General features: G+C 67.4%; 13 protein-coding genes. 8 read left to right on the top strand and 5 right to left on the bottom strand.

The features are described 5' to 3' along the window. Positions 1-7 precede the first annotated feature (7 nt). Together DXK32_RS06690 and DXK32_RS06685 are read right to left on the bottom strand one after the other, a co-directional pair. Positions 8-3,664, bottom strand: a complete 3,657-nt coding sequence (locus tag DXK32_RS06690) for a hybrid sensor histidine kinase/response regulator (RefSeq protein WP_114857799.1) — start codon at positions 3,662-3,664, stop codon at positions 8-10. A 40-nt stretch (positions 3,665-3,704) separates the two neighbouring features. Continuing rightward, positions 3,705-5,351, bottom strand: coding sequence for an ABC transporter substrate-binding protein (locus DXK32_RS06685; RefSeq protein WP_162801102.1), 1,647 nt, complete (start codon positions 5,349-5,351; stop codon positions 3,705-3,707). A 395-nt stretch (positions 5,352-5,746) separates the two neighbouring features. Here DXK32_RS06685 and DXK32_RS06680 point away from each other — a divergent pair, with 395 nt between their 5' ends. The 4 genes from DXK32_RS06680 to DXK32_RS06665 all read left to right on the top strand — a co-directional run bounded on the left by DXK32_RS06680 (position 5,747) and on the right by DXK32_RS06665 (position 10,332). Next, on the top strand, positions 5,747-6,274 hold the full coding sequence (locus tag DXK32_RS06680) for an RNA polymerase sigma factor (protein WP_114857797.1): 528 nt from the start codon (positions 5,747-5,749) through the stop codon (positions 6,272-6,274). Positions 6,275-6,365: 91 nt separating this feature from the next. Then, complete coding sequence (locus tag DXK32_RS06675) at positions 6,366-7,355, top strand: FecR family protein (RefSeq protein ID WP_114857796.1); 990 nt, start codon at positions 6,366-6,368, stop codon at positions 7,353-7,355. A gap of 189 nt (positions 7,356-7,544) precedes the next feature. Then, entirely contained in the window at positions 7,545-9,965 is a 2,421-nt protein-coding gene (locus DXK32_RS06670) for a TonB-dependent siderophore receptor (protein ID WP_114857795.1), read from the top strand. A gap of 46 nt (positions 9,966-10,011) precedes the next feature. Further along, complete coding sequence (locus DXK32_RS06665) at positions 10,012-10,332, top strand: hypothetical protein (protein WP_114857794.1); 321 nt, start codon at positions 10,012-10,014, stop codon at positions 10,330-10,332. Here DXK32_RS06665 and DXK32_RS06660 read toward each other — a convergent pair. After that, positions 10,283-11,233 carry a LysR family transcriptional regulator gene (locus tag DXK32_RS06660; RefSeq protein ID WP_247877009.1) on the bottom strand — a complete coding sequence of 317 codons (951 nt, stop codon included), beginning with the start codon at positions 11,231-11,233 and terminating at the stop codon, positions 10,283-10,285. The two genes, DXK32_RS06665 and DXK32_RS06660, sit on opposite strands and share 50 nt — an antisense overlap. A gap of 66 nt (positions 11,234-11,299) precedes the next feature. Here DXK32_RS06660 and DXK32_RS06655 point away from each other — a divergent pair, with 66 nt between their 5' ends. Together DXK32_RS06655 and DXK32_RS06650 are read left to right on the top strand one after the other, a co-directional pair. After that, positions 11,300-11,629, top strand: coding sequence for a nuclear transport factor 2 family protein (locus DXK32_RS06655; protein WP_114857792.1), 330 nt, complete (start codon positions 11,300-11,302; stop codon positions 11,627-11,629). Then, positions 11,626-12,414, top strand: coding sequence for an SDR family oxidoreductase (locus DXK32_RS06650; protein ID WP_114857791.1), 789 nt, complete (start codon positions 11,626-11,628; stop codon positions 12,412-12,414). Before DXK32_RS06655 ends, DXK32_RS06650 begins: the two co-directional genes overlap by 4 nt. A 136-nt stretch (positions 12,415-12,550) precedes the next feature. Here the strand turns inward: DXK32_RS06650 and DXK32_RS06645 are convergent, their stop codons facing one another. After that, complete coding sequence (locus tag DXK32_RS06645) at positions 12,551-13,027, bottom strand: MarR family winged helix-turn-helix transcriptional regulator (RefSeq protein ID WP_114857790.1); 477 nt, start codon at positions 13,025-13,027, stop codon at positions 12,551-12,553. A 128-nt stretch (positions 13,028-13,155) separates the two neighbouring features. Between DXK32_RS06645 and DXK32_RS06640 the strand changes: the two genes are divergently transcribed. Both DXK32_RS06640 and DXK32_RS06635 read left to right on the top strand, forming a co-directional pair. After that, positions 13,156-13,950, top strand: a complete 795-nt coding sequence (locus DXK32_RS06640) for an alpha/beta fold hydrolase (protein WP_114857789.1) — start codon at positions 13,156-13,158, stop codon at positions 13,948-13,950. 49 nt (positions 13,951-13,999) lie between these two features. Beyond that, positions 14,000-15,613: a GMC family oxidoreductase gene (locus tag DXK32_RS06635; protein WP_114857788.1), complete on the top strand. Its 1,614-nt coding sequence runs from the start codon at positions 14,000-14,002 to the stop codon at positions 15,611-15,613. Between the two features lie 658 nt (positions 15,614-16,271). Here the strand turns inward: DXK32_RS06635 and DXK32_RS06630 are convergent. After that, positions 16,272-17,477 carry a hypothetical protein gene (locus DXK32_RS06630; protein ID WP_114857787.1) on the bottom strand — a complete coding sequence of 402 codons (1,206 nt, stop codon included), beginning with the start codon at positions 17,475-17,477 and terminating at the stop codon, positions 16,272-16,274. Positions 17,478-17,754: the final 277 nt, after the last annotated feature.

The following is a 17,754-nucleotide window of genomic DNA, read 5'->3' as shown; positions in this document are numbered from 1 at the left end:
CCCTTGTTCAAAGCGTCGGTGCGGGACTGTGCGACGCCCGCATCGCGGCGGTCGCGGTGATCAACTCGTCCAGGGTGGCGTCCAGCATGCTGGCGAGAAGCGCGGCGGTCTCCGCGTCCCCGGCGTCCAGCAAGTCCTGGGTGTCGTCGGCCAGCCGGCCCAGCCGGGCCGCGCCGATCGACAGGGCCGCCCCCTTCAGCGTGTGGACCGCGTCGCGGGCCTCGCCAGCGGCTCCGGCCTCCAGCGCGGTCACGGCGGCCTGGATCAGCCCCGGCGCCATGGCCAGGAAATCGCCGAGGAAGACCATGGCGTCCGGGTCGTCGCGGCCGAAATTCTGGCTGAGCTGTCCCAGGTCGAAGATCTGCGGGTCGATGTCGGCGTCCGCCCAGCTCGGCGCGGGGGACGCTTCGGCGACGGCCGCCGGCTCCGGCTTGGCGGGCGTCCGGCGGGCCGGCAGGCGCAGCGAGCGGGCCTGCGGCAGGAAGCGGTCCAGCGTTTCGGCCAGCAGCCGGGATTCGATGGGCTTCGTCAGATAGCCGTCCATCCCCGCCTCCAGGCAGCGCTGCTGCGTGCCCGGCAGGGCATCGGCGGTCAGGGCGACGATGGGCAGCCGGGGCACCGCACCGGCGCCCGCCCCCGTCCCGCTCAACGCCTCCGCCAGCTCCCGCTCGCGGGCCCGGATGGCGTGGGTCAGGCCGAAGCCGTCCATCTCCGGCATGTGGAAGTCGGTCAGCAGCAGGCCATGGCGCCCCGGCTGCAGCATCTCCAGGGCGCGGGCGCCGTTGTCGGCCATTTCGATGGCGTAGCCGCGCTTGTTCAGCATGCGGCGGATCACCGTCTGGTTGATCGGGTTGTCCTCCGCCACCAGGATCAGCGCCCCGGCCGCAATGGCGGTCTCGATGGGCGGCGGTTCCCAGCCGGCGGCGTCGTGCTCCCGCGGTTCCGACCGCCGTTCCAGGCTGGCCCGGCCCAGCGCCGCCGCGATGGTCAGCCAGACCCGCCGCCGCCGCAGAGGCAGATTGACGGCGCACAGCAGCCCGATGCGGTCGGCTTCCGACATGGTGGAGGCCAGCGCCCGCGGCACGGCCAGGATGACCGCGGGGACCGGGCCGTCGGCGAAGGCGGGGGACTGCACGATGGCGCGGCAGCAGGCGATGGCGGCTTCGGATTGCACGCCGCCGTTGACCAGCACCACCAGCCGCTCCGGACCGGCCTGGGTGCCGGTCACCGCCTCAAGGCCCCCGGTCAGATCGTACCAGCCCAGCGGGGCGATGCCGGCGGCGGCCAGGATGCCTTGCAGCGCTTGGCGGCCGGCGCCGTCGAAGCCGACGGCCACCACGCGGGCGTCGTCCACCGCGACCGCCGGTGCCGCCGGCGTTTGCGGCTGCGGGCAGTCGGCGGTCGGGGCGGCCACCGCGAAGGGCAGCTCGAACCAGAAGGTGGAGCCCTCGCCGAACACCGAGTCCACCCCGATGCCGCCCCCCATCATGGTGCACAGCTTGTGGCAGATCGTCAGCCCCAGCCCGGTGCCGCCGAAGCGGCGCGAGGTGGAGCTGTCGGCCTGCTGGAAGGGCTGGAACAGCTTGTCCCGCTGCTCCGCGGTCAGGCCGATCCCGCTGTCGGTCACGGCGAAGCGCAGCATCACCCCGCCGTTCCCCTCCGGGAGCGGTTCGGCGGTCACCGTCACGGCGACGCTGCCCTTCTCGGTGAACTTGACGGCGTTGCCCATCAGGTTGATGAGGATCTGCCGCACGCGCGTCGGGTCGCCGGTCAGCCGGTCGGGAACGCCCGGCCCGACGTCGACGGACAGCTGAAGCCCCTTTTCCTCGATGCGCCCGGCCACCAGCTCCGCCGACTCCTCGACCACCTCCAGGGGGGAGAAGGGCACGGATTCGATCTCCATCTTCCCCGCCTCGATCTTGGAGAAGTCGAGGATGTCGTTGATGATGATGAGAAGCGCCTGGGCCGACGACCGGATGACCCCCAGCATGCCGTGCTGTTCCTCGGTCAGGTCGGTCTGGTCGAGCATCTCGGCCATCGCCGTCACGCCGTTCATCGGCGTGCGGATCTCGTGGCTCATCACCGCCAGGAACGAGGACTTCGCCCGCGTCGCCTCCTCCGCCTGGTTCTTGGCCTCGTGCAGGGCGGTTTCCCGCTGGGCGATCTCGGTGACGAAATGCTGCACCGAGCGGGCCATGGCCCCCACCTCGTCCCGGCGTCCGGTGTCCACGATGGCGCCGGTCAGCGGATTCCCGGCGAGATGGACCATCTGCCTCTGCAGGCGGTCCAGCGGGCGGGTGATCGAGCGGGCGGCGAAGAAGGCCCCGGCGATGGCCAGCAGCAGGCCGGCGGTGGCCCCGAGCACGAGGGCGGACCGCAGGAAGGCGCCGATGGTTTCGGCGTTGCTGCGGAAGGTGTCGTTCAGCGCGCTGGCGCCCGACGCCATCTCCTTCGCGTCCGCGTCCATCTGGGCGATCATCAGGTCCTGGACGCTCAGCCCCTCGCGCACCTTGTCCAGGCTGTCCCGCCAGCCGGCCACGGCGGACATCATGCCGCCGCGCACCAGCGGGGGCAGGGCGATCCGCTCGATCTGCTCCTCCACCGCCGCTCCGTCCGCGATCAGCGTGATGGTCGCGCCGATGTCCCGGTGGCTCACCGCGTCGGCGGTGGCGTGCGCCAGCTTCAGCACGGCGATGGTCACGCCCTGCGCCTGCTGTTCGGTCTCGTTGGCCGACACGGCGTGGGCGGTGAGTTCTGTGACCTCGTTCAGGGTGGCGGCGTAGGCCGTGCCGTAGACGTTCAGAATCTGGTCGATGCGCTTTTCCAGCTCCTGCGCGCTGTCCCGGATGTCGCCGCCGTCCATCAAGGCGCTGGACACCTGCGCGACCGCCGCGACGATGCGCTTCTGCCCCCGCCCGCTGCGCCCTTCCGCGGCGGCGGCCCGCTCCAGCGCCTCCTCCAGCGCCTCCGCGCTGTTGTTCAGGCGCAGCATCAGCACGCCGGTGTCGTGGGCGCCGGAACTGCCGGGTGCCGCGCCGCCGCCTTGGGCCCGGCCGTGTTCCCGGGACAGCCGGGCCGCCTCATGCCGCCACAGTCCGGCCAGCGCGGCGTAGATGCTGCGGGCGTTGTCCAGAACGTCGCGGTGCAGGGTCAGGCGGCGGTCGGAGTCCGCCACCGTCTCGGCATAGCCGAGGTTGGCGAGGTTCTGGCGCTGGCGGGCGGCGTCGGTGATGTCGATCAGCCGGGCCGCCTGCTGGGCCATGGCGCCGATCAGCGCGTCGTTCCGCTCGGTGACCGCCTTCAGCTCCTCCATCTGCGTGGCGTAGCGGTCCAGAATCCGCCGCGTCTCATTGACGGCGCTTTCCAGCGCGTCGTCCTCGGTGGCGGCGGCCAGGGCGTCCAGATGGCGGCGCGCCTCGCCGGTGTGGGCGTCGAAACGGACGGCCTGCGCCGCCCGCCGGCTGGCCGCGGTGTTCAGATAGTCGGAGCGCGCCGCCTCCGCCCCCAGCAATTCGCGGTAGATCGTGCCGGCGGTGACCACCGAGCCATTGGCACGGTCGGACTGCTGCAGCAGGAACCACGCGACGATGGCGATGGCCGCCGCCACCAGCACCGGCATGCCGCCGACCGCGGCGATCCGCTGGGCGATGTTGGTGCGGGTCATCACCGCGCGCCACCGCTCATAGCGCCGCTCATACCGCCGCTCACTGGGCGAGGTCGACGCGGTGGAACAGGTGCAGGCCGAAGGGATTCATTTGATACCCCTTCACCTCCTCGCGCAGCACCATGAACACCATGGAATGGGCCAGCGGCAGCCAGGGCGCCTGATCCTTGAAGATCTCCTGCGCCCGGTGGTACAGGGCGGTGCGCTTGGCGACATCGGTGGTCTGCTTGGCCTCGATGATGACGTCGTCGAAGCTGCGGTCGCACCATTTGCCCATGTTGCCGCCGCCCTTGCGGGCTCCCTCGCAGCTCAGCAGCGTGTAGAGGAAATTGTCCGGGTCGCTGTTGTCGCCGGTCCAGCCGATCATGCCCAGCTGGTGGTCGCCGTTCATCAGCCGCTTCATGTAGACCGACCAGTCGTCGGTCACCAGGGTGGCCTTGACGCCGACCTGGGCCAGATCGTTGGCCATCATTTCCGCCGCCCGCTTGCCGGCGGGCATGTAGGGCCGGGCCACCGGCATGTGCCACAGCTCGATCTCGAAACCGTTGGCGTAGCCGGCCTCGGCCAGGAGCTGGCTCGCGCCCTTGGGGTCGTAGGGGATGTCGGCGATGGCGTCGTTGTAGCCCCAGCTCGTCGGCGGCAACGGATTCTTCGCCGTGCGCCCGGTGTCGCCGTAGAGCGCGTCCACCAGCGTCTCCTTGTCGATGGCCATGCTGAGCGCCCGGCGCACCCGCACGTCGTCCAGCGGCTTCCGCTCCACGTTGAAGGTGAGGAAGGCGACGTTGTAGCCCTCCTGCCGCAGCAGGGTCAGCGACGGGCTGTTGCGGATCTTCGGCAGGTCGGTCAGGTTGGGGTAGGGCATGACGTGGCATTCGCCGGCCTGCAGCCGGTTCAGCCGGACCGTGGCGTTGGGGGTGATGGCGAAGACCAGATTGTCCAGCGGCGGCCGCCCGGCCCAATGCCCCTCGAACGCCTTGTACTGAAGCAGGTTGTCCTTCTGGTAGGAGAGGAGCTGGAAGGCGCCGGTCCCCACCGGCTCCCGGTCGAACAGCTCCGGCGTGCCGCGCTTGGTCATGGTGTCGGCGTATTCCGCCGAGGTGATGGCGGCGAAGACCATCGACAGGTTGGCCAGGAAGGGGGCCTGCGGCCGGTTGAGGGTGAAGCGCACCGTCAGGTCGTCCACCGCCTCGATCGACTTCAGGATCGAGCCCATGGAGAGGTCGTTGAAGTAGTTGTAGGCCCCGTTTCCGACCGAATGGTACAGGTGGTCCTTGTGCCATTGCCGGAAGAAGCTGAACAGCACGTCGGCGGAGGTCAGCGGGCGCGTCGGCGTGTAGCCGGGCGTGTCGTGGAAGCGCACGCCGGGCCGCAGCTTGAAGGTGTAGACGGTGCCGTCCGGCGAGATGGTCCAGGACTCCGCCAGCGCGGGCACGATGCTCTTCGATTCCGCATCGAATCGCACCAGCGTGTCGTAGGCGTGCAGGATCGCGTCGAAGCTGGTGTTGGTGCGGGCCAGCGCCGGGGCCAGATTGTCCGGGTTGCCTTCCGAACAGAAGACCAGCGTCGACGCCGCCTCGGCCTTCTGCAGAGCTCCGGCGCCCGCCAGAGCCGCGACCGCGATCAGGGCCGCGGTCGGCAACACCCTGCCCAGCCGGACCAACCCACTCTTCACCATACCTGCCGTCATTGCGCCGCTCCCCTTCGACCGATCACCTGTTCGGCCCCCAATCGGTTCGCGGAGATTAAAACCAAAATACGCTTACTTGCAATTGATGATATCTTTCATAAGACAATCTTTAAGTTTCCTCGGAGAAACAATGCTTCCTCGTGGAAATGTTCCTGTAACGATCCGGGGCCGTTGCGGGAGGGTGGCGGGGCGAACCTTCGCGGCGGCGCTCATTCCACCGAGCGTTGCTGCAAGGATTCGCGCCGGGTTTCGCGAAAACGGCTTTCAGACCACTTTCGACGGTCTCCACAGCAGGCGGGCTCCGGTAGCCGGGCGCGGTGTCGATTCGCTTTTGAGAATCATTATCAATTGAGTTAGGCTGCCCGCCACTGGCTGGGGAACCGGGAAGGCAGGGTATGGGGGACAGGGAAAAGCCCGGTCTGGTTGCGGGGTTCCAGGAGCATTACGGGGATTTGCTGCGCTTCCTGATCTGGCGGACCGGCGATGCCGACCACGCCGCCGACGTGGCGCAGGACACCTATTTCCGGCTTGCGGCGATCCAGGAATCTGAAAAGCCGATCGGCAACCTCCGTGCCTATATCCTGAGGGTCGCCCGCAACCTGTCGATCGACCGGCTGCGCCGGGACAAATGGCTGGTCTCGACCGAGACGGTCGCGACCGAGGTCGCGGCGGTGGCCGACGACGCCGTTTCGCCGGACGAGGCGGTGCTGTCCAAGGAGCGGCTGCGCCTGCTCGACGAGGCCTTGCAGGCCTTGCCGGCCAAACCGCGCGAGGCCCTGCTGCTGCACCGGCTCGGCGGCCTGTCCCAGGCCGAGATCGCCGTCCGCCTCGGGGTTTCGGAAAGCATGGTCACGAAATACGTGGCCCAGGCCATGCAGCATTGCCGGACGTGGCGCCAGCGGCTGGACAGCGAAAGATCGTAGGGAAAATCGTGATGCCGCTCCTGTCGCTGTCGCCGCCGGAAAACGTCCTATGGTAGAGACGCCCCGTCCTTCCGCCACAGGCTGTCCGCCGATGTCCGATCCGAATGCCTCCATCCTCGATGAGGAAGCGCTTGATTGGCTGGTCCGCGTCGGCTTCGGCACGGCCGGTCCGGACGAGTTCGTGGCATGGCGCGCCCGCAGCCCGGCCCACGAGCAGGCCGCCCGCTCGGCCGAGGCGCTGTGGCACGACATCGGTCACACCGCGACGGCGGCTGAGTTCTCCCGGCGCGAAACCCTGCGCAGCCGGCCGCAGTTCCTGCCGGCGGGCGGGATGCTCCGCGGTCCGGACCGGCGGCCGGGACACCTGGGGCGCCGTGCCGTGATGACTGGCGCCATGGCGGCGTCGGCTGCCGCGCTGGTGGCGGCCTCCGGACTGTTCGGCCCGCTGGCCGGGCTGACCGCCGACCACGCCACCCGGCCGGGAGAGCGTCGCGAGGTCTCCCTGCCCGACGGCTCGGTGGTGGTGCTCAACACCTCGACCGCCCTCTCGGTCCGCTTCACCGCGGCGGAACGGCGCATCGTCCTGACCACCGGCGAAGCCTTCTTCGCGGTGGCGAAGGATCCTGACCGGCCCTTCGTGGTGGCGGCGCGCGGCGGCGAGACGCGAGCCATCGGCACCGCCTTCGCCGTCCGCAGCGACGGCGACGAGGTGCGTGTCACCGTCAGCGAGGGCATCGTCGAGGTGACCGCCGCCGCCGGCGGGCCGGTGCGCCTGCTTGCCGGACAGGGGGCGGGTTATGGCGGGGCCGGCGGCGAGCCGGTGCCGCAACGGGTGAACGAGGCGGTGGCGACGGCGTGGCGGCGCGGCAAGCTGATCTTCAACCAGCGTCCGCTGGTCGAGGTCGCGGCCGAGATAAGCCGTTACCGCTCCGGCCGCGTCGTCGTCGTCAACCCGGAACTGGAGCGCCTGCCGGTGACCGGGGTCTTCGAGTTGGACGACCAGGACGCCATGCTGCGCGCCATCGAGCAGGCCCTGCCGGTCAGGGTGCTGCAGCTGCCGTTGCTGACCGTTCTGCGGTAGAGGCTGCGGCAGGGGGGCAGGGGCGGCGTCGGGAACCGCCCCGAAGTTTTTTGCGAAATCGCCGAAAATCTCATCCAGGCCGCTGTCACTTGGCCATTCGCCATCCGTCCTTTGGTGGGACGCGAATGATTTGCATTCGCTGATCGGGGGCGTCCCGCTTTGTGAACGACTGCCACCAAGGGGATTGCAATGGCCGTTCGGGCTGTTCGCATTGTCGGGCGAGGATTTCGCCGGTTTCTTCTGCTGTCCACCGCTTGCGCGGCTCTCGCCGCCCTGCCGGTGTCCCATGCCGCCGCCGCTGTTGCCACCACCGTCGCCCAGGCCGGTGCGGAGCCGGCGATGCATTTCAGCGTTCCCGCCCAATCGCTCGACACCGCGCTGACCGCCTTTGCCGATCAGGCCGGGCTCCGCCTGCTCTTCTCGGCCCCGGCGGTGCAGGGGCTGTCCAGCCCGGGCCTGGACGTCACCGCCACACCGGTCGACGCGCTCAACCAGCTGCTGGCCGGCAGTGGCTTCACCTGGCGTTTCACCGGCCCCAAGACCGTCACGCTGGAGAAGGTCGCCGCCGCCGGCGCTGTCCTGCTCGATCCGGTGACGGTGCTGGGCGGCGGGGCAGGGCGCGAGAGCGCCTATGGCCCGGTGCCGGGCTATGTGGCGACCCGTTCCGCCGGCGCCACCAAGACCGACACCCCGCTGGTCGAGACGCCGCAGAGCATCAGCGTCGTCGGTGCGGAGGAGCTGGAGGCGCGCAATGTCCAGACCCTGGAGGATGCCGTCAAATACACGCCGGGCGTCGTGCTGTCCTACGGCTCGGTCGGCGATTCGCGCAGCTCCTGGTACAAGATGCGCGGCTTCCCGGTCACCACCACCTATTACCGCGACGGGCTGAAGGTCGCCGGTCAGAGCTGGCAGCGGATGGATTCCTTCCTGATGGAGCGGGTCGAGATTCTGCGCGGTCCGGCTTCCGTCATGTACGGCCAGAGCGTTCCCGGCGGCCTCATCAACATGGTCAGCAAGCGGCCGCAGGACGTCCAGTCGGCCGAGGTCGCGGTGGAATACGGCTCCAACGACTGGAAGCGCATCGAAGGCGACATCACCGGCCCGCTGAACCAGGACAAGGAGTTGCTCTACCGCATCACCACCGCTGTCCAGGACAGCAACGGCCTGAACGGAATCGAGCATGACCGGGCCGACCGCAAGATGATCGCGCCTTCGCTGACCTGGAGACCGCAGCAGGGAACCAGCGTCACGCTGTCCGCCGTCTATCAGACGGACGACAGCCGGGGCTGGACGCCGCGCCGCCGCTACACCACGGCGGCCGGCACGACCAACCCGAAGACCTACATGGGCGAGCCGGACCACGACCGCTTTCAGCAGGAACAGACCCAGCTGACCCTGCTGGCCGAGCATGCGGTCAATGACAGTCTGAAATTCTCCTTCGGCGGCCGCTATGCGAAATACGATCTGGATTACCGGCAGATCTGGCCCGGCAGTTTCCAGGCCAACGGCCGGATGATGAACCGCGCCCAGTATGTCTACGCCCAGGATGCCGAGACCTATGCGTTCGACGCCCGTGCCGAGGGGAAATTCTCCGTCCTTTCCACCGACCACACGCTGTTGGGTGGAGTGGATTATTCCTATCTGACCATGAAGGACGGTTACGGTTCGCGGTCGGCCGAGACCTCCCTCAACCTGTTCAACCCGGTCTACGGGCGTTACGGATCGGAACCGGCGGTCTCGATCGATGACGTGGACAGCCGCATGCTCGGCGTCTATGTCCAGGACCAGATCTCGGTTGGCGAGAACTGGGTCTTCCTGCTGGGCGGCCGCCGCGATTTCCCCGGCGTCTCCAGTGGCCTCGCTTACCAGAACGCCTACACCGGCCGCATGGGCGTCGCCTACAAGACCGGTTTCGGTCTGGTCCCCTACGCCAGCTACGCCGAATCCTTTGAGCCGCAATCGGGCACCGCCTGGGGCGGCTCCCGCTTCCAGCCCACCACCGGCCGTCAGTACGAGATCGGCGTGAAGTACGAGCCGCAGGGCACCAACCTGCTGGCGACCATCGCCCTGTTCGACCTGCGCAAGCAGAATGTGCTGACAACCGATCCCGACCCGACCCACCTGTGCAACGGCAGCCGGTGCAGCGTGCAGACCGGCGAGGTGAAGTCGCAGGGCGTCGAGCTGGGGCTGACCATGGGGCTGGCCCAGGGGCTGAACGCCGTCGCCGCCTACACCTACAACCCGATCGAGGTGACCAAGAGCAACATCGCCAGCGAGATCGGCCGCCAGCAGTCCGACCAGCCGATCCACACCGCGTCGCTGTGGCTGGATTACGGCGTGCAGGACGGGCCGCTGGAAGGCTTCGGGCTGGGCGGCGGCCTGCGCTTCGTCGGCAAGACCACCAACACTTCCAGCAACGTCACCACCGCCGGCTATGTGATGGACGAGATGATGGTGCGCTACACCACCGAGGCGTGGCGCCTGTCGGTCAATGTCCGCAACCTCCTGGACCGCGAAGTCGAGTATTCCTGCACCAGGAACGCGACGCAGTCGATGTGCTACCTCAACGAACCGCTGACCGTCACCGCCCGTGTCTCGCGAAAGTTCTGAAACGGCAGCGGCAGAGGCCTCAGTCATCGGGCTGCACCGGGATGCCGTGCTTGCGCAGCTTCTCACGTTGTCGCCGGCGGTGATAAGCCACCATCGGGGCAAGCCCTGGGCGCATCTGGCCGGGCGGTCGATGCAAGGCGGGTCGGGGCACGGCGGGTCGGGGCAGACGTGGCGTGCGCTGTACCGGCTCGGCCTGCTGTGCGCCAATGATAAATTGACTGAGCGCGGCCATTATCAGGCTGCGGCGCGGGTGTCGCGAAAGGGCGGGGCGATCGCCGCCCGCCGTCAATTTTTGCAATGGAACCCTGCGGCGGCGATCAAGCCGTCGCAGTTTTTGCAGCAGAACATTTCCGGGCAAGATCAATGAATGCTTTGAACGCGGCAGACGGGTGCCGCCGGCTGGGATAGTAGAGGCAAAGCTGCTCCAGTGGCGGGGTCCAGTCTTCGAGAATGCGAACGAGGCGGCCGGCGGCAAGGTCGCCTTGAACGTCGGACTCCATGAAGAAACCGATCCCCATATCCTCCAGCACCGCCATGCGGGCGAGGCTGGCCTCGTCCAGGGTGATCGGGCCGTCCACGTCGATCTGGATCGGCTGTCCCCCCTTCTCGAACTGCCACCGATAAAGCGCTCCATTGGGCAGCCTGACACGGATGCACGGATGGGACAGCAGGTCGGAGGGCGACTTTGGCCGGTCGCTTGGCCGGTCGCGGGTCCGGAAATAGCCCGGTGATGCAACCACCGCATAGCGGCGGCGCGGACCGAGCGGCACCGCGATCATGTCGCTGGGGACGAGGTCCGCGGTGCGGATGCCGAGATCGAAGCCGTCCGCGACGATGTCGACGAGCCGGCCTTCGGTGACGAGATCGACATGGACCTGCGGATGGAGCCGCAGGAACTGGAGCAGGAGGGGAAGGATCTCACGCGCGGCCGCGGCAAAGCTGTTGATCCGCAAGGTGCCCGATGGCGTATCCTGCTGCGACTGGGCGTTTTCCATCGCCTCGTGGATGTCCTGGAGCGCGGGACCGATTTTGTCCACGAACTGCCGCCCGGCGTCGGTCAGGGAGACGCTCCGGGTCGTGCGATTGAACAGTCGGACGCCGAGTTGGCGCTCCAGCTTCCCGATGACGTTGCTCAGCGCGGTGGTCGACAGGCCAAGTTCCAGCGCCGCTGCCCGGAACGATCCACGCCGCGCAATGGCGAGAACAGCGTCAAACTCGATCAGACCGTGTTTCGACATTGTCCCGCTTTTCGCGATGCCGAATGTCAATTTACCCCGATTATCGTGATGGATGTTTGGCTCTAAATCAACCTTGCAACGTCACGGAGCCGAGCGATGTCGATCGAACTGCCCAAACCCATAGCCGACTATGTCGAGGCCAATGCACAACTCGATGTGGACGGCATGCTGAAGCCATTTGCCGCCGACGCGGTCCTCTTGGACAATGGAAAACCTCACAAGGGCCACGCCGAGCTGCGAGCCTTGTTTGAAGACGAGGTGATCGCGGTCAAGGCCATCTTCACGCCGGACACTGTTCGCGACGAGAACGGCCAAGTCGTGGCCGAAGGCCCTGCCCATGGCGACTTCAAGGGCAGCCCCATCCGCTTCACCTATCGCTTCACGCTCGAACATGACGCGATCAAAGCCTTGGAGATCACGCTATGAACATCAAGGCTGACCCAACTGAGTTCGCGGGAAAACGAGTGCTCGTCAGCGGCGGCACCAAGGGCTTGGGCCGCGCTACCGTCGATCGCTTCCTGGCCGGCGGCGCCCGGGTGATCACCGCCGCCCGCGGAACTCCACAGCCGATCGATGGCGTCGAGTTCGTCCAGGCGGACCTGACGACAGCCGAGGGCGGGGCAACCCTGGCGGAGGCGGCGCTTGAGCGTATGGGCGGCATCGACATCCTCGCTCATGTGATCGGCGGCTCGGCCTCGCCTGGCGGCGGCTTTCTTGCCCTGACGGACGAACATTGGCTCGCCGAGCTGAACCTCAACCTTCTGGCCACGGTCCGCCTTGATCGCCTTCTGGCGCCGCAGATGATGGAGCGGGGTGCCGGCGTGATTGTGCATATCACGTCGATCCAATCGATCCTGCCGCTACCCGAATCGACCACGGGCTACGCCGCCGCAAAGGCCGCGCTCAGGACTTACAGCAAGTCGATCTCCAAGGAGCTGGGACCGAAGGGCGTGCGGGTCAACGCCGTCTCCCCCGGCTGGATCATGACGGAGTCGTCCGTCGACTTTCTGAAGCGTCTGCAGGCCGCCAATGGCGGAACGATCGAGGAGGCGCGGCACGCGGTTCTTGATGCTCTGGGTGGGATCCCGATCGGGCGTGCGGCCGAGCCTCATGAGGTTGCCGATCTGATTGCCTATCTGGCCTCGGATCGCGCTGCCGCGATCCACGGCGCCGAGTTCATCATCGACGGCGGCACCGTTCGGACTGTCTGAGGTCATCGCCCCGACGCTCCCGGCCAGCAGCTCTGTCCGCGCCTGCCTTGTCCTGGGCGGATCGGTTGCCCCAAACAATCGCCTGGATCGACGACAGGATCGGTTGGGGGCGCACCAACCTCGCACGGCACTCCGCTCATCCCTGTGCGTCGAGTGAGGTCCAGCCGCCGATATGCGCGTAAACGGCGTCGCGCAGTTGTGCAATCTCGCGGTTGAGCTTTCCCAAAGCGTCGGGTGACTGCCCGGAGGCGCGGAGCAATGCATCGCCCAGGCAACCGGACCTGGAGCGCAGGGCCAGTCCCTGGTCCGTCAGCGACACGATCACCTGCCTCTCGTTGGCCGGGTTGCGCGTGCGATGGATCAGCTCCGCAGCCTCGAGGCGTTTAAGCAGAGGCGTCAGCGTGCTGGATTCAAGAGCGAGCTGCTGGGCGATGCTTCCCACCGTCTGTCCGTCCTCCCGCCACAGGATGTTGAGGACGAGATATTGCGGGTAGGTGAGACCAAGGGCGTCCAGCAGCGGCTTGTAGGCCCGCTGGATGGCGATACCGGCCGAGTAGATCGCGAAGCAGAGCTGCTCCTCCAGCGGCACCGGCGGGTTGTTGTCATCCGACATAGGCAGGCTCCCTTCGCAGCGCATCGTCCCCTGACATATATCGCGATAAATTTCCCTGGACAAGAGCGCGAGCCAGAGATACACATAGTTATCGCGATAACAATTATCGCAGTTTTATGGAGGCAAGCATGAGGAACACGTTTCAGGCCCTGATCCTGGCCGCTTCGGTCGTCACCCTGCCGCTGTCGGTTTCGCAGGCGCAGCCGACCAGCCATTCCGTCGATCCGGCGGCCGTTAAGAATGTTGTCCTCGTCCACGGCGCCTTCGCCGATGGATCGGGATGGCGGAAGGTTTACGAGGACCTGACCGCCCGTGGTTACCGGGTCACGATCGTCCAGAACCCGCTCACCTCCTTCGACGACGATGTGGCGGCCACGCGGCGCGCGCTCGACAGGCAGGATGGTCCCGCCGTTCTGGTCGGCCACAGCTGGGGCGGCACCGTCATCACCGAAGCCGGCGTCCATCCCAAGGTGCGCGGGCTGGTCTATGTGTCCGCCCTGTCGCCCGACGCCGGCGAGACCACGGCGCAGCAGTATGACGGCTATACGACACCGCCCGAGTTCGTCATCGAGACGAGCGGGGACGGCTTCGGCTTCATCAAGCCCGACAATTTCGCCGCCGGCTTCGCGGCGGATGCGACGAAGGCCGACGTCGATTTCCTGAAGGCGTCGCAGGTTCCGATCAATATGGCGAGCTTCGGCGTGAAGCTCCGGCAGGCCGCCTGGCGGACCAAGCCCAGCTGGGCGGTGATCGCGACGGAGGACAAGGCGTTCGATCAGCGGATGCTCCAGGGCATGGCGAAACGCATCGGTGCGAAGGTCACGAACGTTCCAGCCAGCCACGCCGTCTACTTCACGCAATCGGCCGTCGTCGCGACGGTGATCGACGAAGCGGCCCAACAGTCGGGCGCGGCTTCGCGCTAGGCACCGGCCTCGTCGGACCATTCTCTCCGCTTACCAAAAGGCCCGTGACATGAACCAATCCGTCTCCGGCGGCTCCGAGGAGTTCAACCGACGTGCCCGTGACAATCAGACGCAAAGACGTGCCGACCTCAAGCCTGCCTATGACTTCATCGTCTGCGGTGCCGGCGCATCCGGGTCGGTGATCGCGCGCCGCCTGGCTGAAAACGCCGACTGCTCTGTGCTCCTCATCGAAGCGGGGGGCAGCGACGAGGATGAGGCGGTGCTGAATCCGGCATTGTGGCCCACGAATCTCGGCAGTCGGCGCGACTGGGGGTTCCAGGCCGAGCCGAACCCGCATCTGGACGGCCGCGCGCTTCCCATGTCCATGGGCAAGGGGCTCGGCGGTGGGTCGAGCATCAATGTCATGGTGTGGGCAAGGGGCCATCGCGCCGACTGGGATCATTTCGCGGAACAATCCGGCGATGCCGGCTGGAGCTATGAGGCGGTTCTCGGCATCTACCGCCGCATCGAGAACTGGCAGGGCGCGCCGGACCCGCATTACCGCGGCAGTTCCGGACCGGTGTGGGTGCAGCCCGCCCAAAACCCGAGCCCGATCGCCGACGCCCTGCTCAGCGCGGCCGGGTCCCTCGGCATCCCGCGCTACGACAGCCCCAATGGCAGGATGATGGAAACCGCGGGAGGCGTGGCCTATGCCGACATGCTCGTGCGGGACGGACGGCGCAACTCACTCTACCGCGCCTATGTCCACCCTGTGGCCGACCGGCCCAACCTCACGATCCTGACCGATGCGCTTGTGCGCCGCGTGCTCCTCGACGGGGCGACGGCGACCGGCGTCGAGGTCGAACGAGGCGGCGCGATTCTGTCTTTCACGGCAGGCTCGGAGGTCATCCTGTCCACCGGCGCCATCAACACGCCCAAGCTGCTTATGCTGTCGGGGATCGGCGACCGGAGCCAACTTGACCGGCTCGGCATTCCGCTCGTGCGTCACCTGCCCGGCGTCGGCCGCGGCCTGCAGGATCATGTGTCGTTCGGCTGCACCTGGGAGTATCGGCAGCCGATGGCTCCACGCGCCAGCGGGAGCGAGGCGACCCTTTACTGGAAAAGCAGTCCCGAACTGGAGGCGCCGGACCTTCTGTTCTGCCAAGTCGAGTTCCCCGTTCCCAGCGAGCGCACGGCGGCGCGCGGCGCGCCCGATCACGGGTGGACGATGTTCGCCGGGTTGGCGCAGCCTTACAGCCGTGGCGAGGTGCGGCTGCGGTCGGCGGACCCGGTCGCGGCGCCTCTGGTCGATCCCAATATGCTGTCCGATCCGCGGGACCTGGAGACGGCACACGCCTGCGTGCGGCTGTGCCGCGAGATCGGGAACGATGCGGCTTTCACGCCCCATGTCCGGCGCGAGGCCATCCCTGGGGTGGGAGCGGCGATCGACGATCAGTTCCTCCGCGACGCGGCGGTGACCTATTGGCACCAATGTGGGACGGCTCGGATGGGCATGGATGACCTGTCGGTCGTCGACGCATCGCTGGCGGTTCACGGCATCGACCGGCTGCGCGTCGCGGACGGCTCTATCCTCCCGAGGGTGACGACGGGCAACACGCAAGCGCCGTGCGCGATCGTGGGCGAGCGCGCGGCTGAAATCTTGCAGCGGCGGCATGAGCTGTAGACGCCTTTTGTCAACCCACGGGCTATGCGTTGCATGTTGGGCGTCCGACCGGCCGAGGGTTGTTGGGCATACCGTAGACCAGTTTTGGGCGTCCGCTTCAGGGCAAAAGCTGCTCAAGCTGCAGCCGGAATAGGGGTGGGCTCGCCCGCCCTGGTGCTGTCGCGAAATGGCGGGCAAGTTCACCTTGCCGGCATGCCGACGGTGATCTGGATCCAGTTCAGGCTGGCCAGCACCGGTCCGGCCGGCTCCTCGATCTCCCCCGCGGCCGTCAGCTCGTCGACATCGAGGCCCGGCGATCAGCAGCAGGATGACCAGCACCGCGCCCGCACGGGAGTCGAGCGCCAGGTGCCCGCCGGACGGACGCGCCAAGCGGGGCGAGCTGGTTCATTCAACCTCGTCCTGCTTGCCGCGCGCTTTCCACTCCGCCGCCCTGTCGATGAGTCTTTTGACTTCTTCAATCATCCGAGCTTCGACCTCCATGTCGCCATCCTTAAACCGCATCCTGTCTTCACGTCCGCGCGACTGCGGTTTTTCGAGGTGTCCCGTCGACAAGACCGGCCCGGCGTGACCGCCCCATGCCTGAAACCGCCCCGCCCGTCCCGGCCTGCAACGGCGAGACGGGATGGCGGGGCGCTCCACGGACAGAGCCGGCTGCCGCTTACGGCAGCGTGACCGCAGCTGTGGTGGCGAAGCCAACTTGGCCCAGCTGCGCGTCGAAGAAGTAGTTGTAGGCCAGCAGCGGGTTGATTCCCGTGTTGACGAAGGCGATGTCAGCGTCCGGCAAGACCGGCTCCAGCGACGCCGGGGCCGCCGCGGTGGACAGCGTGGTGTCGATGCCGAAGATGCCCTTGACCGGGGCTGCGCTGGACATGGCGAAGCTGTAGGTCATCACCGGTTCCGCGTCGGGGCTGGACCCGTTCGGCACGGCGACGGTGATCTCCGCCCCGCCGAGATTGGCCGTCCAGGCCTTCGCCTGGGGAACGCTCATCATCGCCCCGGTGACCCCGCTGTCGAGCAGCAGGGTGGCCTTGAGCGGCCGCGCGTCGTTGACCGTGCTGATGGTGATGGTCGCCGGGCCGGTCAGCCAATAGGGCTGGGTCGGCGCCGCCGGCCAGGGCGTGCCCGACGCCGGGGCGCAGTTGCAGCCGTTGGTGACGTTGGCGGTGACCGGCGGTTTGGCCGAGGTCAGCGCGACGGTCTGGCCGTTGAAGGGGCTGGCCGTGAACGCCGCGGTCGTCACGCCCAGCGTGATGTAGCCGCTCGCCCCGCTCCCCGCCGAGGACAGCAGATAGGACGGGTAGATCGGCTGGCCGTTCACCGACGCCGACAGGAACGGATTGCTCAGCGTGTAGACGACCTGATCGGACTGGCCGGCGTTCGCGGTGTAGCTCAGCGCCGGACGGCCGAAGCCGACGCCCATCATGCCCATGCCCGGATCGACCGGGTTCTGGACATCGGGCGTGGCGGTGTTGCCGGCATACTGCGCGCCGAAGACCACCAGCGGCCCGGCCTCGCAGACCGAGACGACCTGCTTCGAGTCGTTCAGCGACGCGCCGATCGCCAGGCTGGGCACGAGATAGAGGCAACCGGCCAGGGTGTTGCCCGACGGGTGATAGGTGATCTGCGCCGGCCCGAGCGATACCACCCCCGCGACCAGCCCCTTCGACGTGTCGCCGTCGACCATCAGCAGCGTTGCGGGAATGACGACGCCGGTCGAACCGGTGTCCACCTGCACCTCATGCAGAAGACCGCTCGGCGTGCCGATGGTGACGTTGAGGGAGTTGCTGTAGCCCTCCAGGCCGAAGGGCTGCCGGGCCACCGGAACATCGACCGGCGCGGCGTAGGTGACGGGGGTATCGGACATGGACCTCTCCCAAAGAAAATTGGATGAGACGGCAGATTTCCTCAGGAAAAAAGAATATTCAAACGTCTTGTTCATCCACATGCATTGGCATGTCTGTAAAGATATCCTGGAGATGACAGCGAAATTTCCGTCTTTATTTTTCACTAAACACAGCAATGCGCCGTCCCTCGACTCATTGCCCGAAGGGACGAAGCGGGTCGGGCGCCCGCAGCCCGGCCGGACCGTTCCGCCGCATGGACAACCGCGACCGCATACGGCATTATCGACAACCACCTGG

This window comes from Azospirillum brasilense (genome assembly GCF_003349955.1).
GTDB classification, from domain to species: domain Bacteria; phylum Pseudomonadota; class Alphaproteobacteria; order Azospirillales; family Azospirillaceae; genus Azospirillum; species Azospirillum brasilense_B.
This window is presented reverse-complemented; position numbering and strand designations above follow the sequence as displayed.